Source organism: Thermus igniterrae ATCC 700962 (genome assembly GCF_000376265.1).
GTDB lineage: Bacteria > Deinococcota > Deinococci > Deinococcales > Thermaceae > Thermus > Thermus igniterrae.
This window is the reverse complement of record NZ_AQWU01000067.1, coordinates 63,251-79,900: the sequence shown is the minus strand read 5'-3', so window position 1 is coordinate 79,900 and position 16,650 is coordinate 63,251. Positions and strand designations below refer to the sequence as shown.

The following is a 16,650-nucleotide window of genomic DNA, read 5'->3' as shown; positions in this document are numbered from 1 at the left end:
TTCCCGGCGCATGCGTTCGCTGGAGAAGCCCAGGAGGGCGCGGACCAGGTGGAAGAGAAAGAGGCTGAGGTCGGAGAAGGTCCTGGGCCTGCCGGGTTTTCTCTCCCCTTCTGGCAAGCGGGCTTGGAGCCATGCCTGGAGCAGGGGGACCAGTTCCTCCAGGGACAGGGGNAGGATGGAAGGGGGCGTCTGGTGTTCTTCCACAGCTCACCAAGCGCCCCCTTTTCCTTTGGCTTGTCAAGGGGGTATGCATTGAATATCCGAAAGGGGGGGCGATACATATGATTGCAATAATAAAACCACCCCCCTAAGGTAAGCCCATGGCTATGCCCACGCGCAACCTCGGCCTGGACCTGATGCGGGCCACGGAGGCCGCGGCCTTGGCCTCCGCCCGCTTCGTGGGCCGGGGGGACAAGGAGGGGGGCGACCGGGCGGCGGTGGAGGCCATGCGCCTCCTCCTCAACAGCCTGGACTTCCGGGGGCGGGTGGTCATCGGGGAAGGGGAGAAGGACCAGGCCCCCATGCTCTACAACGGGGAGGTCCTGGGCCAGGGGGAGGGCCCCCTCTGGGACCTGGCGGTGGACCCGGTGGAGGGCACCAGGCTTCTGGCCCTGGGGCGCTACGGGGCCGTAAGCGTCATCGCCGCCGCCCCCGAGGGGGCCCTCTTCAACCCGGGGCCCGGCTTCTACGCCGCCAAGCTGGTGGTGGGCCCGGAGGCCCGGCAGGCCATAGACCTCAGAGCCTCGGTGGCGGAGAACCTCAAGGAGATCGCCCGGGCCCTGAGAAAGTCCGTGCGGGAGCTCACGGTCTTCGTCCTGGACAAACCCCGCCACGCCCGCCTCATTGAGGAGATCCGCCTGGCCGGGGCCCGCATCAGCCTGCAGACCGATGGGGACGTGGGCGGAGCCCTAGCCGCCGTCCTGCCGGACACGGGCATAGACGTCCTCATGGGCACGGGGGGGACCCCGGAGGGGGTGATCGCCGCCGTGGCCGTGCGGGCCCTGGGGGGTGGGATGCAGATGCGCCTGGACCCCCAGAGCGAGGAGGAGCGCTGGAACCTGGTCCACGCGGGCTATGACCTGGAGAGGGTCTACACCCTGGAGGAGCTTTGCGCCGCCGAGGACACCCACTTCGCCGCCACCGGCATCACCGACGGGCCCTTCCTCAGGGGGGTGCGCTACGGGGAGCGGGCCTGGACGCAGAGCCTGGTCATCCGCGGGGCCACCCGCACCCTGCGCAAGGTGGAGGCCTGGCACCGTTTGGAGAAGCTCCGGGGCATCAGCCCCGTGGCTTACTGAGGAGGTGAGGGATGGCAACGCAGTACGCAGGCAAGGGTAAGTACAGCAAGGCGGGGGTGCTGGAGTACAAGCAGATGGGCTACTGGGACCCCGACTACGAGCCCAAGGACACGGACACCATCGCCCTCTTCCGCATCACCCCCCAGCCGGGCATTGAGCCCGAGGAGGCGGCGGCGGCGGTGGCGGGGGAGTCCTCCACGGCCACCTGGACCGTGGTCTGGACCGACCGCCTCACCTACCTGGACCGCTACCGGGCCAAGGCCTTCCGGGTGGAGCCGGTGCCGGGCAACCCCGAGCAGTACTTCGCCTGGATTGCCTACGACCTGGCCCTCTTTGAGGAGGGGTCCATTGCCAACATGACCTCCTCCATCATCGGCAACGTCTTCGGCTTCAAGGCCGTGAGGGCGTTGCGCTTGGAGGACCTGCGCATCCCCGTGGCCTACCTCAAGACCTTCAAGGGGGCGCCCCACGGCATCCCCGTGGAGCGGGACATGCTGAACAAGTACGGCCGTCCCCTCCTGGGGGCCACGGTGAAGCCCAAGCTGGGGCTTTCCGGGCGCAACTACGGCCGGGTGGTCTACGAGGCCCTGGCCGGGGGCCTGGACTTCACCAAGGACGACGAGAACATCAACTCCCAGCCCTTCATGCGCTGGCGCGACCGCTACCTCTACGCCCAGGAGGCGGTGATGAAGGCCGAGGAGGCCACGGGGGAGCGCAAGGGCCACTACATGAACGTCACCGCGGCCACCATGGAGGACGTCTACGAGCGCCTGGAGTTCGCCAAGGAGATCGGCTCCATCATCGTCATGGTGGACCTCACCATGGGCTACACCGCCTTGCAGTCCGTCTCCAACTGGTGCCACAAAAACGGCATGATCCTCCACCTGCACCGGGCCAGCCACGCTACCTTTACCCGGCAGAAGAACCACGGCATCAGCTTCCGGGTGCTGGCCAAGTGGATGCGCATGCTGGGGGTGGACCACATCCACGCGGGCACCGTGGTGGGCAAGCTGGAGGGGGACCCCAACCTCACCCGGGGCTATTACGATATCCTGCGGGAGCAGTACGTGAGGGCGGACCCGGTCAAGGGCATCTTCTTTGACCAGGACTGGGCCTACTTGCCCGCGGTGATGCCCGTGGCCTCCGGGGGCATCCATGCCGGGCAGATGCACCTGCTCCTCTCCCTCTTCGGGGACGACGTGGTCTTGCAGTTCGGGGGCGGCACCATCGGCCACCCCATGGGCATCCAGGCGGGGGCCACGGCCAACCGGGTGGCCCTCGAGGCCATGGTCAAGGCCCGCAACGAGGGGCGGGACATCCTGGCAGAGGGCCCGGAAATCCTCAGGAAGGCGGCCCAGCACTCCCCCGCCTTGGCCGCGGCCCTGGATACCTGGGGTAGCGTCACCTTTGACTTCGCCTCCACGGACACCCCGGACGTGCTGCCCACCCCGAGCTGAAGGAGGGAGGACCATGCGGATCACCCAAGGCACCTTTTCCTACCTGCCCGACCTGACGGACGAGGAGATCCGGGCCCAGATTGCCTACATCATCAGGAACGGCTGGGCAGTCTCCATTGAGTACACCGATGACCCCAGCCCCTACAACGTCTACTGGAACATGTGGGGCCTGCCCATGTTTGACCTGGAGGACCCCGCGGCGGCCATGTACGAGTTCCAGAAGTGCCGCGAGGCCTTCCCCAACCACTACATCAAGGTGAATGGCTACGACCCCTCCCCCATGTGGCAGGCCCAGCGGGTCTCCTTCATCGCCCACCGGCCCAAGAACGAGCCCGGCTTCCGCCTCCACCGCCAGCTCTACTCCGATGGCCGCCGGCTCAAGTACACCCTGGAGCCCTACGTGACCATGCGGCCTGCCGGCGAGCGGTACAAGGACGAGTGAGAACCGGTTTCCGGGGTCCCGGTCCCCACCGGGGCCCCTTCTCCCCCAAGGAGGGGTATGCCAGAGGCCAAGCACGAAAACCTGGCGGTGGTGAAGAACCCCGAGATCGAAGGGGTCCTGGAGGGGCTGGAGCGGGAGCTCATCGGCCTCAAGCCCGTCAAGCAGCGCATCCGCGAGATCGCCGCCTACCTCTCCGTGGACCGTCTGAGGCGGGAGCTGGGCCTGAGCGCCGACCGGCCCACCCTGCACATGGCCTTCGTGGGCCCCCCGGGCACGGGCAAGACCACCGTGGCCCTGCGCATGGCCACCATCCTGCACAGGCTGGGCTACATCCGCCGCGACCACCTGGTGGTGGCCACCCGCGACGACCTGGTGGGCCAGTACATCGGCCACACCGCCCCCAAGACCAAGGAGGTACTGAAGCGGGCCATGGGGGGCGTGCTCTTCATTGACGAGGCCTACAGCCTCTACCGGGCGGAGAACGAGCGGGACTACGGCCAGGAAACCATTGAGATCCTCCTCCAGGTCATGGAGAACCAGCGGGAGGACCTGGTGGTCATCCTGGCGGGGTACAAGGACCGCATGGAGGCCTTCTTCGCCCTCAATCCAGGTATGCGCTCCCGCATCGCCCACCACATTGAGTTTCCCCCGTACTCCCTGGAGGAGCTCTACGAGATCGGCAAGCTCATGCTGGAGCGCCAGGGCTACCGCCTGGCCCCCGAGGCCGAGGTGGCCTTCCGCGAGTACCTGGAGCGCCGCGCCCGCCTGCCCAACTTCGCCTACGCCCGCAGCGTGCGCAACGCCCTGGACCGCTTCAAGCTCCGCCAGGCCTACCGCCTGTACCAGAAGGCGGGGCCCGTGACCCCGGAGGAGCTCATGACCATCGCCGCCGAGGACATTTACGGAAGCTCGGTCTTCCAGAAGGAGGAGGAGGATGCCCCATAGACCCTTCATGCTGGGCATCGCCGGGGACTCGGGGGCGGGGAAGACTACCATCTCCCAAGGGATCGCCCGCCTCCTGGGGGTGGACCGCACCACCAGCATCTGCGTGGACGACTACCACAAGTACGACCGCAAGCAGCGCAAGGAGCTCAACATCACCCCCCTGAACCCGGAGTGCAACTACATGGACATCATGGAGCAGCACGTGCGCCTCCTGGCCGAGGGGGAGCCCATCCTGAAGCCCGTGTACAACCACACCACGGGCACCTTTGACCCCCCGGTCTACGTGCCCGCCCCCCGGGCGGTGGAGGAGGAGGGCCGCCTGATTCCCCGGGTGGTGGTCCTCGAGGGCCTCCTCACCCTCTTCTCCCCCGCCCTTCGGGGCCGCTACCACCTCACCGTCTACCTGGACCCCGAGGAGGAGCTCAGGCGGGAGTGGAAGGTGAAGCGGGACGTGGCCAAGCGGGGGTACACCCCGGAGGAGGTCCTGGCGGACATCGAAAGGCGCATGCCCGACTCCCGGGCCTTCATCTGGCCCCAGAAGGAGCATGCCGACATCATCGTGCGCTTCTACCGCCCCCCGGGCTACGAGCCCGCCAACCCCAGCACCCTCAACGTGCGCATTGCCCTCAAGCACACCCTGCCCCGGCTGGACCTCTCCGAGGTCCTCCACTCCGCCTACGAGGACGAGGCCCTGATCCGCCTCGAGGCCCGCAAGGAGGCCGATGTCCTGGACATCACCGGCAACGTGACCCCGGAGCGGGCCCAGGCCTTTGAGCGCATCATCTGGGAGCACCTAGGCCCCCATGCCGTGCACTTTGACCCCAGCCTGGTGGGCACCTTCTGGGACCGCGCCGGGCAGAGCTACCCCCTGGCCCTGACCCAGCTCATCATCGCCTACTACCTGGTTAAGATGCGGGAGCTGGCCATCGAGCGGGGGCACCTGCGGGTGGCCTAGGGGGAAGGATGCTGAAGTTCGCGCCCTCCATTCTCACGGCAGACCTGGCCAGGCTCAAGGAGCAGATAGAGGAGGCGGAGGCGGCGGGGGTGGACTGGATCCACCTGGACGTGATGGACGGGGTCTTCGTCCCCAATCTCACCTTTGGCCCCCTCCTGGTGGAGGCGGTGCGCCGGGTGACCACCTTGCCCCTGGACGTGCACCTCATGATCGTCCAGCCCGAACGCTACCTGGAGGACTTCGCCCGGGCTGGAGCGGACTACATCACCATTCACGTGGAGGCCACCCCCCACGCCCACCGGGCGGTGCAGCGGGTGAAGGAGCTGGGCAAGCGGGCGGGGCTGGCCGTCAACCCCGCCACCCCCCTGGAGGCCTTTGAGCCCCTTCTTCCCGAGCTGGACCTGGCCCTCCTCATGAGCGTGAACCCGGGGTTTGGGGGGCAGCGCTACATCCCCGCCTCCACGGGAAGGCTTCGCCGGCTTAAGGAGATGCGGGACCGCCTGAACCCTGCCTGCCTCATCCAGGTGGACGGGGGGGTGAACAAGGATACCGTGGCCGAGGTCTACCGGGCGGGCGCCGATGTGGCCGTGGCGGGCAGCGCCCTCTTCAACCGGCGCCCCGTGGCGGAAAACCTTAAAGAGCTGAAGGAGGTCCTGTATGCCCTTGGTGGTGGGTAAGGAGGTTTTGGACAAGGCCAGGCGGGAAGGGTACGCCGTTCCCAGCTTCAACACCAACAACCTGGAGATCACCCAGGCCATCCTCGAGGTGGCCGAGGAGCTCCGGGCCCCGGTCTTCATCCAGGTCTCCGATGGGGCCAGGAAGTATGCGGGCATGGAGAACCTGGCCAACCTGGTAAAGGACATGGCCAGCCGCACCCGGGTGCCCGTGGTCCTCCACCTGGACCACGGGGCCGACTTCCGGATGGTGATGCAGGCCCTGAGGGCGGGCTTCACCAGCGTGATGATTGACGCCAGCCACCACCCCTTTGCCGAGAACGTGGCCGAGACCAAAAAGGTGGTGGAGGCGGCCCACGCCGTGGGGGTGAGCGTGGAGGCGGAGCTTGGGCGCCTTCAGGGCATTGAGGACAACATCCAGGTCTCCGAGGCCGAGGCCTTCCTCACCGACCCCGAGGAGGCGGAGCGCTTCGTGGCGGAGACCGGCATAGACTACCTGGCCATCGCCATCGGCACCAGCCACGGGGCCTACAAGGGCAAGGGCCGCCCCTACATTGACCACAGGCGCCTGGAGGAGATCAGCCGGCGGGTCCCCATCCCCCTGGTCCTCCACGGGGCTAGCGGGGTGCCCGCTTGGCTCAAGGAGGGGCTCCTGGCCACCGGGGCCCAGCTCAAGGAGGCCACGGGCATCCACGACGAGGACATCCGCAGGGCCATTCCCAACGGCATCGCCAAGATCAACATTGACACCGACCTGCGCCTGGCCATGACCCTGGGCATCCGCGAGGTGGTGACGCAAAACCCCAAGGAGTTTGACCCCCGCAAGATCCTCGGCAAGGGCCGGGACTATCTGAAGCAGGTGATCCGGGAAAAGTTTGCCCTCATGGGCACCGTGGGCCGGGCGTGAGGCCCAAAAGCCTGACCCCCCGCCAGGAGGCGGGGGGATTTTTGGTCGGGGAGGCCGGATTTGAACCGACGACCACACGCACCCCAAGCGTGTGCGCTACCAGGCTGCGCTACTCCCCGGCGCGCAAAGGTTAGTCTAGTCGCCTCCAGGGCCTTCGTCAAGTACACTTCGGGCATGGAGGTTCGCGACCTCAAGAGCCTGGTGCGCTATGGCCCGGAGAAGCCGGCCAAGATCCCCGTCTTTGAGTCGGAGCGCATGTTCTTTGACCTCTATGCCCTCCTGCCGGGCCAGGCCCAGAAGGTGCACGCCCACCCGGGATCGGACAAGGTGTACTACGTGCTGGAGGGGGAGGTGGTGGTGCAGGTGGGCGAGGAGGAGGCCCTTCTGGCCCCGGGAATGGCGGCCCTGGCCCGGGCGGGGGAGCCCCACGGGGTGCGCAACGAGGCGGCAAGCCCCGCCCTCCTCCTGGTGGTCATGGCCCCTAAGCCCTAGGGCTTTCACGGCCCTTTGAAACCCAGGCCTTAGGCTTAGAGGGATGACCCAGGCCCGTCCTCCCGGGGACCTTGGCTTCCTGGCGGAGGTCCTCCGCCGCTACCCCGTGCGCCTGGTGTTCCGCGGGGAGGTTCTGCCCGAGGGCCCCGTGCGGGGGACGAAGCTCTGGGAGGAGGGGGAGTTGGCCCTGTACTGGGAAGGGCCGCCCCCTTCCCGGGAACTTCAGGAGGCCCTGGTCCTCCTCCTGGGGGTGTTCCGCCAGGTGCTGGAGTTGCGGGAGCGGGAGCTTGCGCTCCTCAGGGCCCAGGACGAGACGGCAAGGCTCCTTCGCCTCCTCCTCCACGAGATCAAGAACCCCCTGATGAGCGTCCTGGGGGCCCTGGAGCTCACCCTGGAGACCGAGGGGCTTCCCGAGGAGGCCAAGGAGCTCCTCTCCATCGCCGAGCGGAGCGCAGGGCGCATCCGGGACCTTTTGCAAAAGGCCCAGGAGTACCTCAGCCTGGGCCAGGGGGTGCGCCTCAAGGGGGAGCGGGTGGACCTCAAGGACCTCCTCCTGCGGGTGGCGGAGGAGGTGCGCCCCCTGGCCCGCAGGAAGCGGCTGCGCCTGCGCCTCACCCTGCCCAGGGGGGAGGCTTGGGTGTACGGCGACCGGGAGTGGCTCTACCAGGCGGTACTCAACGTGGTGAACAACGCGGTGAAGTACACCCCGGAAGGGGGGCGGGTGGCCCTACGGCTCCTCCTGGGGCGGGAGCGCTACGGCATCGCCGTGGCCGACACCGGTCCCGGCATCCCCCAGGAGGAGCAGGCACAGGTGTTTGAGCCCTTTTACCGGGCCTCCACCCGAGGGGAGGTGGAGGGGACGGGCCTGGGCCTGGCCCTGGTGAAGCGGGTCCTCGAGGCCCACGGGGGTGAGGTGCGCCTCAAGAGCCGCCCGGGCCGGGGGAGCACCTTCTTCCTCCTCCTGCCCCGGCCCCGGCCCGGGCAGCGGGCCCCGGTGGGCCGGCTCCTCCTCCTGCTCCTGGCCCTCATCGCCCTGGCCCGGCTTCCCCTTTTCCCCGCCCCCCTGGGCTCCAAGGCCTTCGGGGAGGTGCCCGCGGGGGAGGTGGTGCGCCTGGGCGGGCTGGAGCTCGCCTTCTCCCCCGAGGCCCGGGGGGAGGCCCGGCGCTGGCGGAGCCTTTGGGGTGGGGGGGAAAGGGTGCGGCTTGTCCTGGAAGGGGGCGGGGTGGAGGCGGTGCGCGAGGCCCCGGTGCCCCTGGCCCTCTCCACCCCGGAAGGGGAGGTGCGGCCCACGGGAACCCACCTGCGCCTTTCCCGGGAGGAGGGAGCCCGCCTTTCCCTCTACCGGGGCCGGGTGGCCCTGGGGCAGGAGACCCTGCCCGCGGGGGAGGGTGCTCTGCTGGGGACCGGGGTGCGGCGGAAACTCCTTCCCGCCCCCCTGGTGCGTCCGGTCCCCGGGCCGGAAGGGGAGGTGGTCTTCCGCCTCCTGGGGCCTGAAGGGGCCAAGGGCTTCCGGGTGGAGGTGCGGAGCGGGGAGGCCGTGGTCCTCTCCGCCCGGGTGGAGGGAAACGCCCTACGCTACCTCCCCCAGGGGGACCGCGAAAGCCAGGTGCGGGCCTTTGCCCTGGACGAGGCGGGCCTCGAGGGCTACCCCTCGGAGGCCGTCCCCTTTCGTGAGCGCAGGAGTTTCCACCAGGGCAGGCGGCGGCTTCCCCAGGACCCGGCTGGGGCCGAGGCCTTCTTGCGCCGGGCGGTGGCCGCCTTCCCCGACGACGCCGAGGCCCTGGGGGAGCTGGCCTTCGCCCTTTACCTCCAGGGCCGCCACGGGGAGGCCAAGCCCCTTTTTGAGCGCTCCCTGGCCCTTCTGGATAGCCCCGATGTCCGGGTGCGCTATGCCCGGCTCCTTTACCACCTCACCAGGTATGCCGAGGCTGAGGCCAGCTACCGCCAGGTGCTGGCGGCGGAGCCGGGCAACCTGGATGCCCGCTGGGGCCTGGCGGAGGTGGCCCTGGCCCTGGGCCGTGCCAGGGAGGCTGAACTCCTGGCCCGGCAGGTCCTGGCCCTGGACCCCCGCTATCCCCTGGCCCGCTTCACCCTGGCCAAGGCCCTCCTGGAGCAGGGAAGGCGGGAGGAGGCCCGGGGGCTTTTGCAGGCGGAGCTCCGGCAGAACCCCGACCCCGAGGTGGCCGCCTTCCTGAGGCAAAACTTCCCCTCGCCCTGAGGTTTTCTTTGCCTTTTCACACGGGCTTGCTAGCTTGGGGGTGTGGGGGTTCCCCGTGCGGATCCTGGTGATTGAGGACGATCCCGCCGTGGCCAAGGTGCTGGAGGTGGCCCTGAGGCGCTCGGGCCACGAGCCCCACCTGGCCAAGGACTTTTCCTCGGCCAAAGCCCACCTGTCCCAGGAGTGGGACGCCATCGTCCTGGACCTGAACCTGCCCGGGGGTTCTGGCCTCGAGCTCCTCCGCCACCTGCGCCAGGAGCTGAGGAAGTCCACCCCGGTGCTGGTCCTCTCCGGCCTCAAGCAGGAGAGGAGCGTGGCCGAGGCCCTGGCCCTGGGGGCCCAGGAGTACCTCACCAAGCCCTTCAGCCCCGGGGAGCTCCTAAGCCGGCTGGAGCGGTATGTGGCGGCGCGGTGAGCGCCTTTACGCCCTTTTGGTCTTCCTGGTGGTGGCCCTGGAGGCCGTGGCCCTGGGGGGACTGGTCCTCGTCTTTTCCGGGCGGCTTTGGAACCTTTGGGGCTACCCCCTGGCCCAGCGGGTCCTGCTGGAGGCCCTCCTCCTCACCGGGGTGGCCCTGGCCCTGCTTTCCGCCTACATCCTCCTCTACCACGGCTACACCCAGGCCAGGGAGTCCCAGGAGCGCCAGGCCTACGAGGACTGGCTTTCCCGCTTCACCCAGGCCCTGTTTGGGGAGGCGGCCCTCCCCCCGCCCCCCTGGCCCCGGCCGGCCCTGGAGGCCCTCCTCTCCCTACGCGAGATGCTCTCCGGGGAGTTCGCCGAGCGCCTGGCCGACTGGATCCGCCAGGCCAGGCCCCCCTGGGGGAGGGTGCTCAGGGGCCGTCTGGCCTCGCGTCCTGCCCGCCTCGAGGCCCTGGAGGCCCTGGCCCAGGCCCGGCTCCCCGAGACCCTGGGCCTCATCCTCCCCTACCTGGAACACCCCGACCCGGTCCTGCGCCTGGCGGCGGCGCGGGCCGGGGCCCGCGTGGCCCAGGGGGAGGGGGTCTTGCGCCTGGCCGAGGCCCTCCTCCGGGCCGCCCTTCCCCGGGGCGCCCTGCTGGAGGTCCTCCTCCTCCTGGAGCACCGCGCCCCCCCCGTGGTTGAGGCCCTCCTGCGCCAGGGCACGGAAGAAGAGCGCTGGGCGGCCCTGGAGGCCATCGGCCGGCTCAAGCTGGAGGCTCTGGCCCCCCAGGTCCTCCCCTTCCTGGAGGCCCGGGACCCCGAGCTTCTGGCGGCGGCCCTGCGGGCCCTTTTGCGCCTGGGCTACCCCCCGAAGGGGTACGAGGAGACCCTGCTGGCCGCCCTCAAGGACGAGCGGGAGTTCCTCCGGGTCCACGCCGCCAGGCTTCTTGCCCTCCTCCAAAACGACCTGGCCCGCCAGGCCCTGTGGAAGGCCCTGGGCGACCCCTCCTTTTACGTGCGCCGGGCGGCGGCGGAAGGCCTCAGGCTTCTGGACCCTGAGCTTTTGCAACGGGCGGCCCAGAGGCATCCCGACCCCTACGGCCGGGCCATGGCGGAGCAGGTCCTGAAGGAGGCGGCATGAGGCTTCTCTTCTTCCTCTACCAGGTGGCGGTCCTCTGGTACTTCGCCTTTTTGAACCTCCTCTACGCCGTTTTTGCCCTCTTCGGCCTGCGCATGGTGGCCCGGTATGCCCGGGAGCTTTCCGAGCTCTCCCTCAAGGACCTCCTGGAGCGGGAGGCCTACCTGCCCGTTTCCATCCTGGTCCCCACCTACAACGAGGAGAAGACCATTGCCGCCTCGGTGCGCTCCTTTTTGTCCCTGCACTACCCGGAGTTTGAGGTGATCGTGGTGGCGGATGGGCCCAAGGACCGCACCCTGGAGGTGCTCAAGGAGGCCTTCCGCCTGGTGGAGGTGGACCTGGTCTTCCGCCGGGCCCTGCCCACCCGGCCCATCCGCGCCCTCTACCGCTCCCTGGTCCACCCCAACCTGCTGGTGGTGGACAAGGAGAACGGGGGCAAGGCCGATGCCCTGAACGCCGGGCTCAACCTGGCCCGCTACCCCCTTTTCTGCGCCGTGGACGCGGACAGCCTCCTGGACGCCCAGGCCCTCCTCCGGGCGAGCCGTCTCTTCCTGGAGGACGAGCGGGTGCTGGCCGTGGGGGGCACCATAAGGCCCCTGAACGGGGCGGTGGTGCGGGAAGGGGTGGTGGAAGCCCTGCGCCTACCCCAAGGCTTTTTGGAAAAGATGCAGATCATAGAGTACGCCCGGGCCTTTTTCATGGGGCGTGCCGGCTGGAGCGCCATGGGGGCCCTGCTCATCATCTCCGGGGCCTTCGGGCTTTTCCGCCGGGAGGAGGTCCTCCGGGTGGGGGGGTACCGCACGGACACCGTGGGGGAGGACATGGAGCTGGTGGTGCGCCTGCACCGCCGGGCCCGGGAGGCAGGGCGTTCCTACCGCATCCTCTACACCCCCGACCCCATCTGCTACACCGAGGTGCCCGCCGACTGGACCACCCTGCGCCGGCAGCGCAACCGCTGGCACCGGGGGCTTTGGGAGGTCCTGTGGCGCCACCGGGCCATGCTCTTCAATCCCCGGTACGGGCGCCTCGGCCTCCTGGCCATGCCCTACTTCCTCCTCTTTGAGGCCCTGGCCCCGGTGGTGGAGGTCCTGGGCTACCTCCTCATGCCCGTCTTCTACCTCCTTGGGCTCTTCAACCAGGAGTTTGCCCTCCTCTTCCTCCTCCTGGCCGTGGGGTATGGGGTCCTCCTCTCCCAGCTGGCCGTGGGCATGGAGACCCTCCTCCTCAAGCGCTACCCCCGGCTTGGGGACCGGGTGGTCCTCCTCCTTTTGGCCTTCCTCGAGGCCTTGGGCTACCGGCAGCTTTTGGCCCTGGAGCGCTTTTTGGCCACCTTCCAGGTGTGGCGCAAGCGGGGCGTCTGGGGGGAGATGCGGCGCCAGGGGTTAGGGTCGGCGCAGGCGCAGGACCACCAGGAGCCTTAGCCCCAGGGAGAGGAGGATGGGCAGGTGGTAGGGGCTCGGCCCAAGCCCAAGCCCCGCCACCGCCCCCGCCACCAGGCTTCCCCCTATGCCCCCTAGGCCCAGGGCCAGCCAGAAAAGCGCCAGGTAGCCGTTCCTGGCCTCCTTGGGGGCCTGGGCTAAGGCGGCGTTGACCAGGGCGGTGCCCAGACCGCTCCAGGCCAGGGCATCGGCCACGGCGGAGAGCCAGATGGGCCAGGGAAAGGCGGCACTTCCCACGAGCCAAAGCCCGGGCATGAGGGCCGCCACCAGCCCAGCGCGGAAGAGGACCACCCCGTGCCCCTCCCGGTCGGCCACCCGGCCCCAAAGGGGCCCGAAGACCAGCCCTGCCAGGGCGGAGACCACCGTCCAGAGGCCCACCTCGGTCATGGAGAACCCCCCCACCCGCACGAAGTAGGGGATGACGAAGGGGCCTCCCACCATCACCGCCCCGTACCAGAGGAGGACCAGGCCCAGGTAGCGGCGGTAGGGGCGGTCGCGCCAGGCCACGGCCAGGACCTCCCCTATGGGGGGCGGGGGCGGCTCCTTGGGCTCGGCCTGCAGGCGGAGGAGGACCACGGAGAGGAGGCCCGCGGCCACCCCAAGGAGGAGGACCGCCTGGTAGCCGAGAGGGGGAGGCAGGCCGTCGGCCACCACACCCCCCAGGAGGTTCCCCAGGGTGCCCACCAGGCCCAAGAGGGCGTTGCGGAAGCCGAAGTAGCGCCCCCGCCTCTCCTCGGCCACCAGGTCGGCCATCCAGGAGAGCCAGAGCACCCCCACGGGGGCAGCCAGGAGCTGGGAAAGGCCGGCGAAGAGGAGAAGGCCCGGGACCCTCAGCCCTTCGGGCAGGAAGGCGGCCAGGACGGCGGGCAGGAAGAGGAGGCGGGCCAGGAGGTTGAGGCGCACCACCAGGGCCTTGCGGCTTCCCCTTAGGGCCAGGGCCAGGGGGGCGGTGAGCTGGGCCAAAAAGGGCAGGGCCCCCAGGAGGGCCAGGGCCTCTGGGGAGGCCCCCAGGGCCAGGGCGTAGCCCGTGAGGATTACCCCGGTGCTCCAGTTGATGAAGAGGATGGCCAGGGTCCCTTCCCAGATGGAAAGCCTTAGGGAGCGCTCCGGTTCCACCCCCTGATTATCCTTGAACCCGGTAAAATTCCCCCCATGGAGACCGCCATCACCAGGATGCTGGGGATCCGCTACCCCATCGTGGCCGCTCCCATGTTCCTCGTTTCCGGGGCCAGGCTGTTGCAGGCGGTGGCCGAGGCCGGGGCCATCGGGGTCATCCCTAGCCTCAACTTCCGCACCCACGCCGCCTTCCGCGAGTTCCTGGAGCACTTTCCCGGGGGGCTGCCTTTTGGGGTGAACCTGATCCTCAAGGACAACCCCCGCCTCGAGGAGGACCTCCAGGCGGTGGCCGAGCGCCGGGTGCCCCTGGTGGTTACCTCCCTGGGGGACCCCACCCGGGTGGTGGAGCGGGTCAAGGCCTATGGCGGCGTGGTCTGGTGCGATGTGGTGGGCCTGCGGCACGCCAGGAAGGCGGTGGAGGCCGGGGCCGATGCCCTGGTGGCCGTGGCCGCGGGGGCCGGGGGGCATGCGGGGGGCATAAGCCCCTTCGTCCTCGGGCCCTGGCTTAGGGAGGAGCTGGGGGTGCCGGTGCTCATCGCCGGGGGCATCGCCACGGGCAGGCAGCTCCTGGCGGCCTTGGCCCTGGGGGACGGGGCCTATATCGGCACCCGCTTCATCGCCACCCTGGAGTCGGAGGCCCCCCTGGAGTACAAGGAGGCCCTCCTCCGGGCCACCCCCGAGGACATCCAGTACACCCCCGAGGTCACCGGGGTGCCGGCCAACTTCCTCCGGGAGTCCCTGGAGCGCTTCCGGGAGGGGGGCGGCAAGGCCTGGAAGGAGGTCTACTCTGCGGGCCACGGGGTGGCCTTCATCCGGGAGGTTCCCTCGGCCAAGGAGGTGGTGGCCCGCCTGGTGGCGGAGTACCAGGAGGCCAAGGCCCAGCTCCCCTAGGGTATCCTGGAAGGGCCCCCGGGGCTGCCCGGGGTTTTCCTTGCCTATGGCTAGGCTTCTTGCGCTTTTCCTCGCTCTTGGGCTCGCCTGGGCCCAGCACGACCTGGTGGTCTATGGGGCCACCCCCCAGGGGGTGGCGGCGGCGGTGGCGGCGGCCCAGGAGGGGTTGAAGGTCCTCCTCCTGGAACCCGGCCAGGGGGTAGGGGGGGTCCTCACCCAGGGCTGGCTGGCCACCCTGGACGTGGCCAAGGACCGGGAGGGCCTCCTCCAGGGGGGGCTTTTCCGGGAGTTCTACCGCCGGTTGGGCCAGGACCCCTCCTTTGACGTGAGGCAGGCGGAGGAGGCCCTCTGGGCCATGCTCCGGGAAGCGGGGGTGGAGGTGCGCCTGGAGGAGCCCCTGGACCGCCTGGAGCTGGCGGAGGGCCGCCTGGCCCTTCTTTCCACCCCCCAGGGGGCCTACCAGGCTCCCTACTTCCTGGACGCCACGGACACCGCCGAGCTGGCCTTCCGCGCCGGGGCCTCCTTCACCCTGGGCCGGGAGGACACCGGGCTGGACGGGCGGAGCATGGCCGCCACCCTGGTCTTCCGCCTCGAGGGCGTCCCCTGGGGGGCAGTCTTCCTCTCCCTCAACTACGAGGGCCAGGTGCGGCGCACGGGGGCCGGGGCCTGGGGCCGTAGCGGCTGGGGCTTTGGGGAGCTGGTGCGGGGCTATTCTCCCTCCGACCCGGCCCGCTACGCCCTGAGGGGCCTGAACCTGGCCCGCCAGGACGACGGCAGCCTCCTGGTGAACGCCCTCCTCCTCTTCAGCGTGGAGGGGGCGGACCCCCTGAGCCTGGAGCGGGCCCGGGCCGAGGCCGCCCAGGAGGCCCTGCGGGTGGTGGCCTTCCTGCGGGAGAAAGACCCCCTGGTCTTCGGCACCGCCCGCTTGAGCGGGGTGGCCCCGGCCCTCTACGTCCGGGAAAGCCGCCACCTGAAGGCCCTCTACCGCCTGCGGGCGGAGGAGGTGCTCCTAGGCCGCACCTTCCCCGATGCCGTAGCCCTGGGGGGCTATCCCCTGGACGGCCAGGCCTACTACCCCGGGGAGACGCCCTACCTCCTGGGTACTCCAGCCCCCTACGGGGTCCCCTTCCGCACCCTGGTGCCCCGGGAGCTGAAAAACCTCCTGGTGGTCTCCCAGGCCGCGGGGTTTGACAGCGCCGCCGCCTTCTCCGCCCGGGTGGCCCCCCTGCAGATGGCCCTGGGGGAGGCGGCGGGGGTGGCGGCCGCCCTTCTGCGCAAGGCCCCGCAGGCGGGCCTCCTCAAGGCACCCCTGGCCGACTTCCACCAGCTGGCCCTAAGCCCTTCGGGCGTGGAGGCCCTGCGCCGGCGCCTTCTGGAGCGGGGGGCGCGGCTCTCCTCCCCGGAGAAGGGGGTGGTGGAGGCGGACAAGCCTGGCTACCGGGAGGCGGTGGGCCTCTTGCGACGGGGCCTCTTCGCCGGGCCCTACTACCTGAAGGGCTCCTTGGGGCTTTCCGAGCCCATCCTCCTGGGGGACTTCCTGGCCAACCTGGAGCACTACCACCGGGCCAAGGGGCCTGAGGAGCGCCTGCGCGTGGTCCTTAAGGCCCGGGAGCTTTACCGGGAGGAGCTTCAGCGCCCCCTGCGCCGCGCCACCTTGAACCAGGTCCTCCTGGCCCTGGGGGAGGCCAGGACCACGGGGGCGGAGGTGGTGAGCCGGGGAGAGGCGGCCCTTTTGCTCTACCGCCTTCTGCCATAATGGCCTAGGGTGCTTGCGGTCTGGCTTCTCCCCGAGTTCTCCGAGCTGGAGGCGGCCTTGGCCCTGGAGGTGGCCCGGCGTTTAGGGCTTCCCGCCTACACCGTGGCCAAGGGGCGCAAGGGCACCCCGGCCCTGGCGGGCTCCGTCTGGACCCCCACCTACGCCTTCCCCGCCGCCCCGCCCCCCAAGGCCCTCCTCATCCCCGGGGCCAGGCGGCCCGAGCGCCCGGCCCAAGACCCCGCCCACCTGGCCTTTTTGGCGGAGGTCTGGGAGGGGCTGGAGGCGGTCTTCCTGGGCCATAACGCCCACCTCTTCCTGGCGGAGGCGGGCAGGCTCCCCCCCAGGGTGGCCGCCTCGAGGGAGGTGGCCCTCCGCCTGCGGGAGCGGGGCTACGAGGTCCTGGAGGCCCCCTTCCACCGGGAGGGCAAGGTCTATGCCACCTCAGGGGGCCTGGCCCTCCTCCCGGCCCTGGGGGACTGGGCCCATAAAGCGGTTGTGCTCTGAGTTTGTACCAGCGTACACTGT

The 16,650-nt window shown here is 69.8% G+C and carries 16 protein-coding genes and 1 tRNA gene; 15 read left to right on the top strand and 2 right to left on the bottom strand.

Annotated elements, in window-relative coordinates; translation table 11 throughout:
- Positions 1–326 precede the first annotated feature (326 nt).
- From glpX to fba, 7 genes are read left to right on the top strand one after another with little or no spacing between them, the layout of a single operon-like run.
- A complete protein-coding gene (glpX, locus tag B128_RS0108650) occupies positions 327–1,298 on the top strand; it encodes a class II fructose-bisphosphatase (protein WP_018111878.1) in 972 nt (323 codons plus the stop codon).
- Positions 1,299–1,309: 11 nt separating this feature from the next.
- Positions 1,310–2,755: a form I ribulose bisphosphate carboxylase large subunit gene (locus B128_RS0108645; RefSeq protein WP_018111877.1), complete on the top strand. Its 1,446-nt coding sequence runs from the start codon at positions 1,310–1,312 to the stop codon at positions 2,753–2,755.
- 13 nt (positions 2,756–2,768) lie between these two features.
- Positions 2,769–3,197, top strand: coding sequence for a ribulose bisphosphate carboxylase small subunit (locus B128_RS0108640; RefSeq protein ID WP_018111876.1), 429 nt, complete (start codon positions 2,769–2,771; stop codon positions 3,195–3,197).
- A gap of 57 nt (positions 3,198–3,254) precedes the next feature.
- Positions 3,255–4,142, top strand: a complete 888-nt coding sequence (locus B128_RS0108635) for an AAA family ATPase (RefSeq protein WP_018111875.1) — start codon at positions 3,255–3,257, stop codon at positions 4,140–4,142.
- A complete protein-coding gene (locus B128_RS0108630; protein WP_026175140.1) occupies positions 4,132–5,097 on the top strand; it encodes a phosphoribulokinase in 966 nt (321 codons plus the stop codon). The genes B128_RS0108635 and B128_RS0108630 overlap by 11 nt, the downstream gene beginning before the upstream one ends.
- An 8-nt stretch (positions 5,098–5,105) precedes the next feature.
- On the top strand, positions 5,106–5,774 hold the full coding sequence (gene rpe / locus B128_RS0108625; RefSeq protein ID WP_018111873.1) for a ribulose-phosphate 3-epimerase: 669 nt from the start codon (positions 5,106–5,108) through the stop codon (positions 5,772–5,774).
- On the top strand, positions 5,755–6,678 hold the full coding sequence (gene fba / locus B128_RS0108620; RefSeq protein WP_018111872.1) for a class II fructose-1,6-bisphosphate aldolase: 924 nt from the start codon (positions 5,755–5,757) through the stop codon (positions 6,676–6,678). The genes rpe and fba overlap by 20 nt, the downstream gene beginning before the upstream one ends.
- A gap of 42 nt (positions 6,679–6,720) precedes the next feature.
- On the opposite strand, the gene B128_RS0108615 is transcribed toward fba, so the two are convergent.
- Positions 6,721–6,797 (bottom strand) — tRNA-Pro (locus B128_RS0108615).
- Between the two features lie 55 nt (positions 6,798–6,852).
- Here B128_RS0108615 and B128_RS0108610 point away from each other — a divergent pair.
- Genes B128_RS0108610 through B128_RS0108590 form a run of 5 tightly spaced genes read left to right on the top strand, consistent with a single transcriptional unit; the run spans position 6,853 to position 12,344 of the window.
- Positions 6,853–7,170, top strand: a complete 318-nt coding sequence (locus B128_RS0108610; protein WP_018111871.1) for a cupin domain-containing protein — start codon at positions 6,853–6,855, stop codon at positions 7,168–7,170.
- Between the two features lie 43 nt (positions 7,171–7,213).
- Positions 7,214–9,388 carry an ATP-binding protein gene (locus B128_RS13385; protein WP_018111870.1) on the top strand — a complete coding sequence of 725 codons (2,175 nt, stop codon included), beginning with the start codon at positions 7,214–7,216 and terminating at the stop codon, positions 9,386–9,388.
- Between the two features lie 55 nt (positions 9,389–9,443).
- Positions 9,444–9,803 carry a response regulator transcription factor gene (locus B128_RS0108600; RefSeq protein WP_040683605.1) on the top strand — a complete coding sequence of 120 codons (360 nt, stop codon included), beginning with the start codon at positions 9,444–9,446 and terminating at the stop codon, positions 9,801–9,803.
- Entirely contained in the window at positions 9,787–10,926 is a 1,140-nt protein-coding gene (locus tag B128_RS13380) for a HEAT repeat domain-containing protein (protein WP_018111868.1), read from the top strand. Before B128_RS0108600 ends, B128_RS13380 begins: the two co-directional genes overlap by 17 nt.
- The gene (locus B128_RS0108590; RefSeq protein WP_018111867.1) at positions 10,923–12,344 is read left to right on the top strand and encodes a glycosyltransferase family 2 protein; all 1,422 of its coding nucleotides are present in this window, start codon (positions 10,923–10,925) and stop codon (positions 12,342–12,344) included. The genes B128_RS13380 and B128_RS0108590 overlap by 4 nt, the downstream gene beginning before the upstream one ends.
- On the opposite strand, the gene B128_RS0108585 is transcribed toward B128_RS0108590, so the two are convergent.
- Positions 12,306–13,478, bottom strand: coding sequence for an MFS transporter (locus B128_RS0108585; protein WP_018111866.1), 1,173 nt, complete (start codon positions 13,476–13,478; stop codon positions 12,306–12,308). The genes B128_RS0108590 and B128_RS0108585 overlap by 39 nt on opposite strands.
- A gap of 36 nt (positions 13,479–13,514) precedes the next feature.
- Between B128_RS0108585 and B128_RS0108580 the strand changes: the two genes are divergently transcribed.
- Genes B128_RS0108580 through B128_RS0108570 form a run of 3 tightly spaced genes read left to right on the top strand, consistent with a single transcriptional unit; the run spans position 13,515 to position 16,629 of the window.
- The gene (locus B128_RS0108580) at positions 13,515–14,369 is read left to right on the top strand and encodes an NAD(P)H-dependent flavin oxidoreductase (RefSeq protein WP_018111865.1); all 855 of its coding nucleotides are present in this window, start codon (positions 13,515–13,517) and stop codon (positions 14,367–14,369) included.
- A gap of 46 nt (positions 14,370–14,415) precedes the next feature.
- Positions 14,416–16,125 carry an FAD-dependent oxidoreductase gene (locus B128_RS0108575; RefSeq protein ID WP_018111864.1) on the top strand — a complete coding sequence of 570 codons (1,710 nt, stop codon included), beginning with the start codon at positions 14,416–14,418 and terminating at the stop codon, positions 16,123–16,125.
- 9 nt (positions 16,126–16,134) lie between these two features.
- Entirely contained in the window at positions 16,135–16,629 is a 495-nt protein-coding gene (locus B128_RS0108570; protein ID WP_018111863.1) for a type 1 glutamine amidotransferase family protein, read from the top strand.
- The last annotated feature ends 21 nt before the right edge of the window (positions 16,630–16,650 follow it).

Coding starts and splice junctions, on each gene's coding strand:
- B128_RS0108635 (WP_018111875.1), top strand. CDS start 3,255: ATGCCAGAGGCCAAGCACGAAAACCTGGCGGTGGTGAAGAACCCCGAG.
- B128_RS0108645 (WP_018111877.1), top strand. CDS start 1,310: ATGGCAACGCAGTACGCAGGCAAGGGTAAGTACAGCAAGGCGGGGGTG.
- B128_RS0108575 (WP_018111864.1), top strand. CDS start 14,416: ATGGCTAGGCTTCTTGCGCTTTTCCTCGCTCTTGGGCTCGCCTGGGCC.
- B128_RS13385 (WP_018111870.1), top strand. CDS start 7,214: ATGACCCAGGCCCGTCCTCCCGGGGACCTTGGCTTCCTGGCGGAGGTC.
- B128_RS0108590 (WP_018111867.1), top strand. CDS start 10,923: ATGAGGCTTCTCTTCTTCCTCTACCAGGTGGCGGTCCTCTGGTACTTC.
- B128_RS0108580 (WP_018111865.1), top strand. CDS start 13,515: ATGGAGACCGCCATCACCAGGATGCTGGGGATCCGCTACCCCATCGTG.
- glpX (WP_018111878.1), top strand. CDS start 327: ATGCCCACGCGCAACCTCGGCCTGGACCTGATGCGGGCCACGGAGGCC.
- fba (WP_018111872.1), top strand. CDS start 5,755: ATGCCCTTGGTGGTGGGTAAGGAGGTTTTGGACAAGGCCAGGCGGGAA.
- B128_RS0108630 (WP_026175140.1), top strand. CDS start 4,132: ATGCCCCATAGACCCTTCATGCTGGGCATCGCCGGGGACTCGGGGGCG.
- rpe (WP_018111873.1), top strand. CDS start 5,106: ATGCTGAAGTTCGCGCCCTCCATTCTCACGGCAGACCTGGCCAGGCTC.
- B128_RS0108640 (WP_018111876.1), top strand. CDS start 2,769: ATGCGGATCACCCAAGGCACCTTTTCCTACCTGCCCGACCTGACGGAC.
- B128_RS0108610 (WP_018111871.1), top strand. CDS start 6,853: ATGGAGGTTCGCGACCTCAAGAGCCTGGTGCGCTATGGCCCGGAGAAG.
- B128_RS13380 (WP_018111868.1), top strand. CDS start 9,787: ATGTGGCGGCGCGGTGAGCGCCTTTACGCCCTTTTGGTCTTCCTGGTG.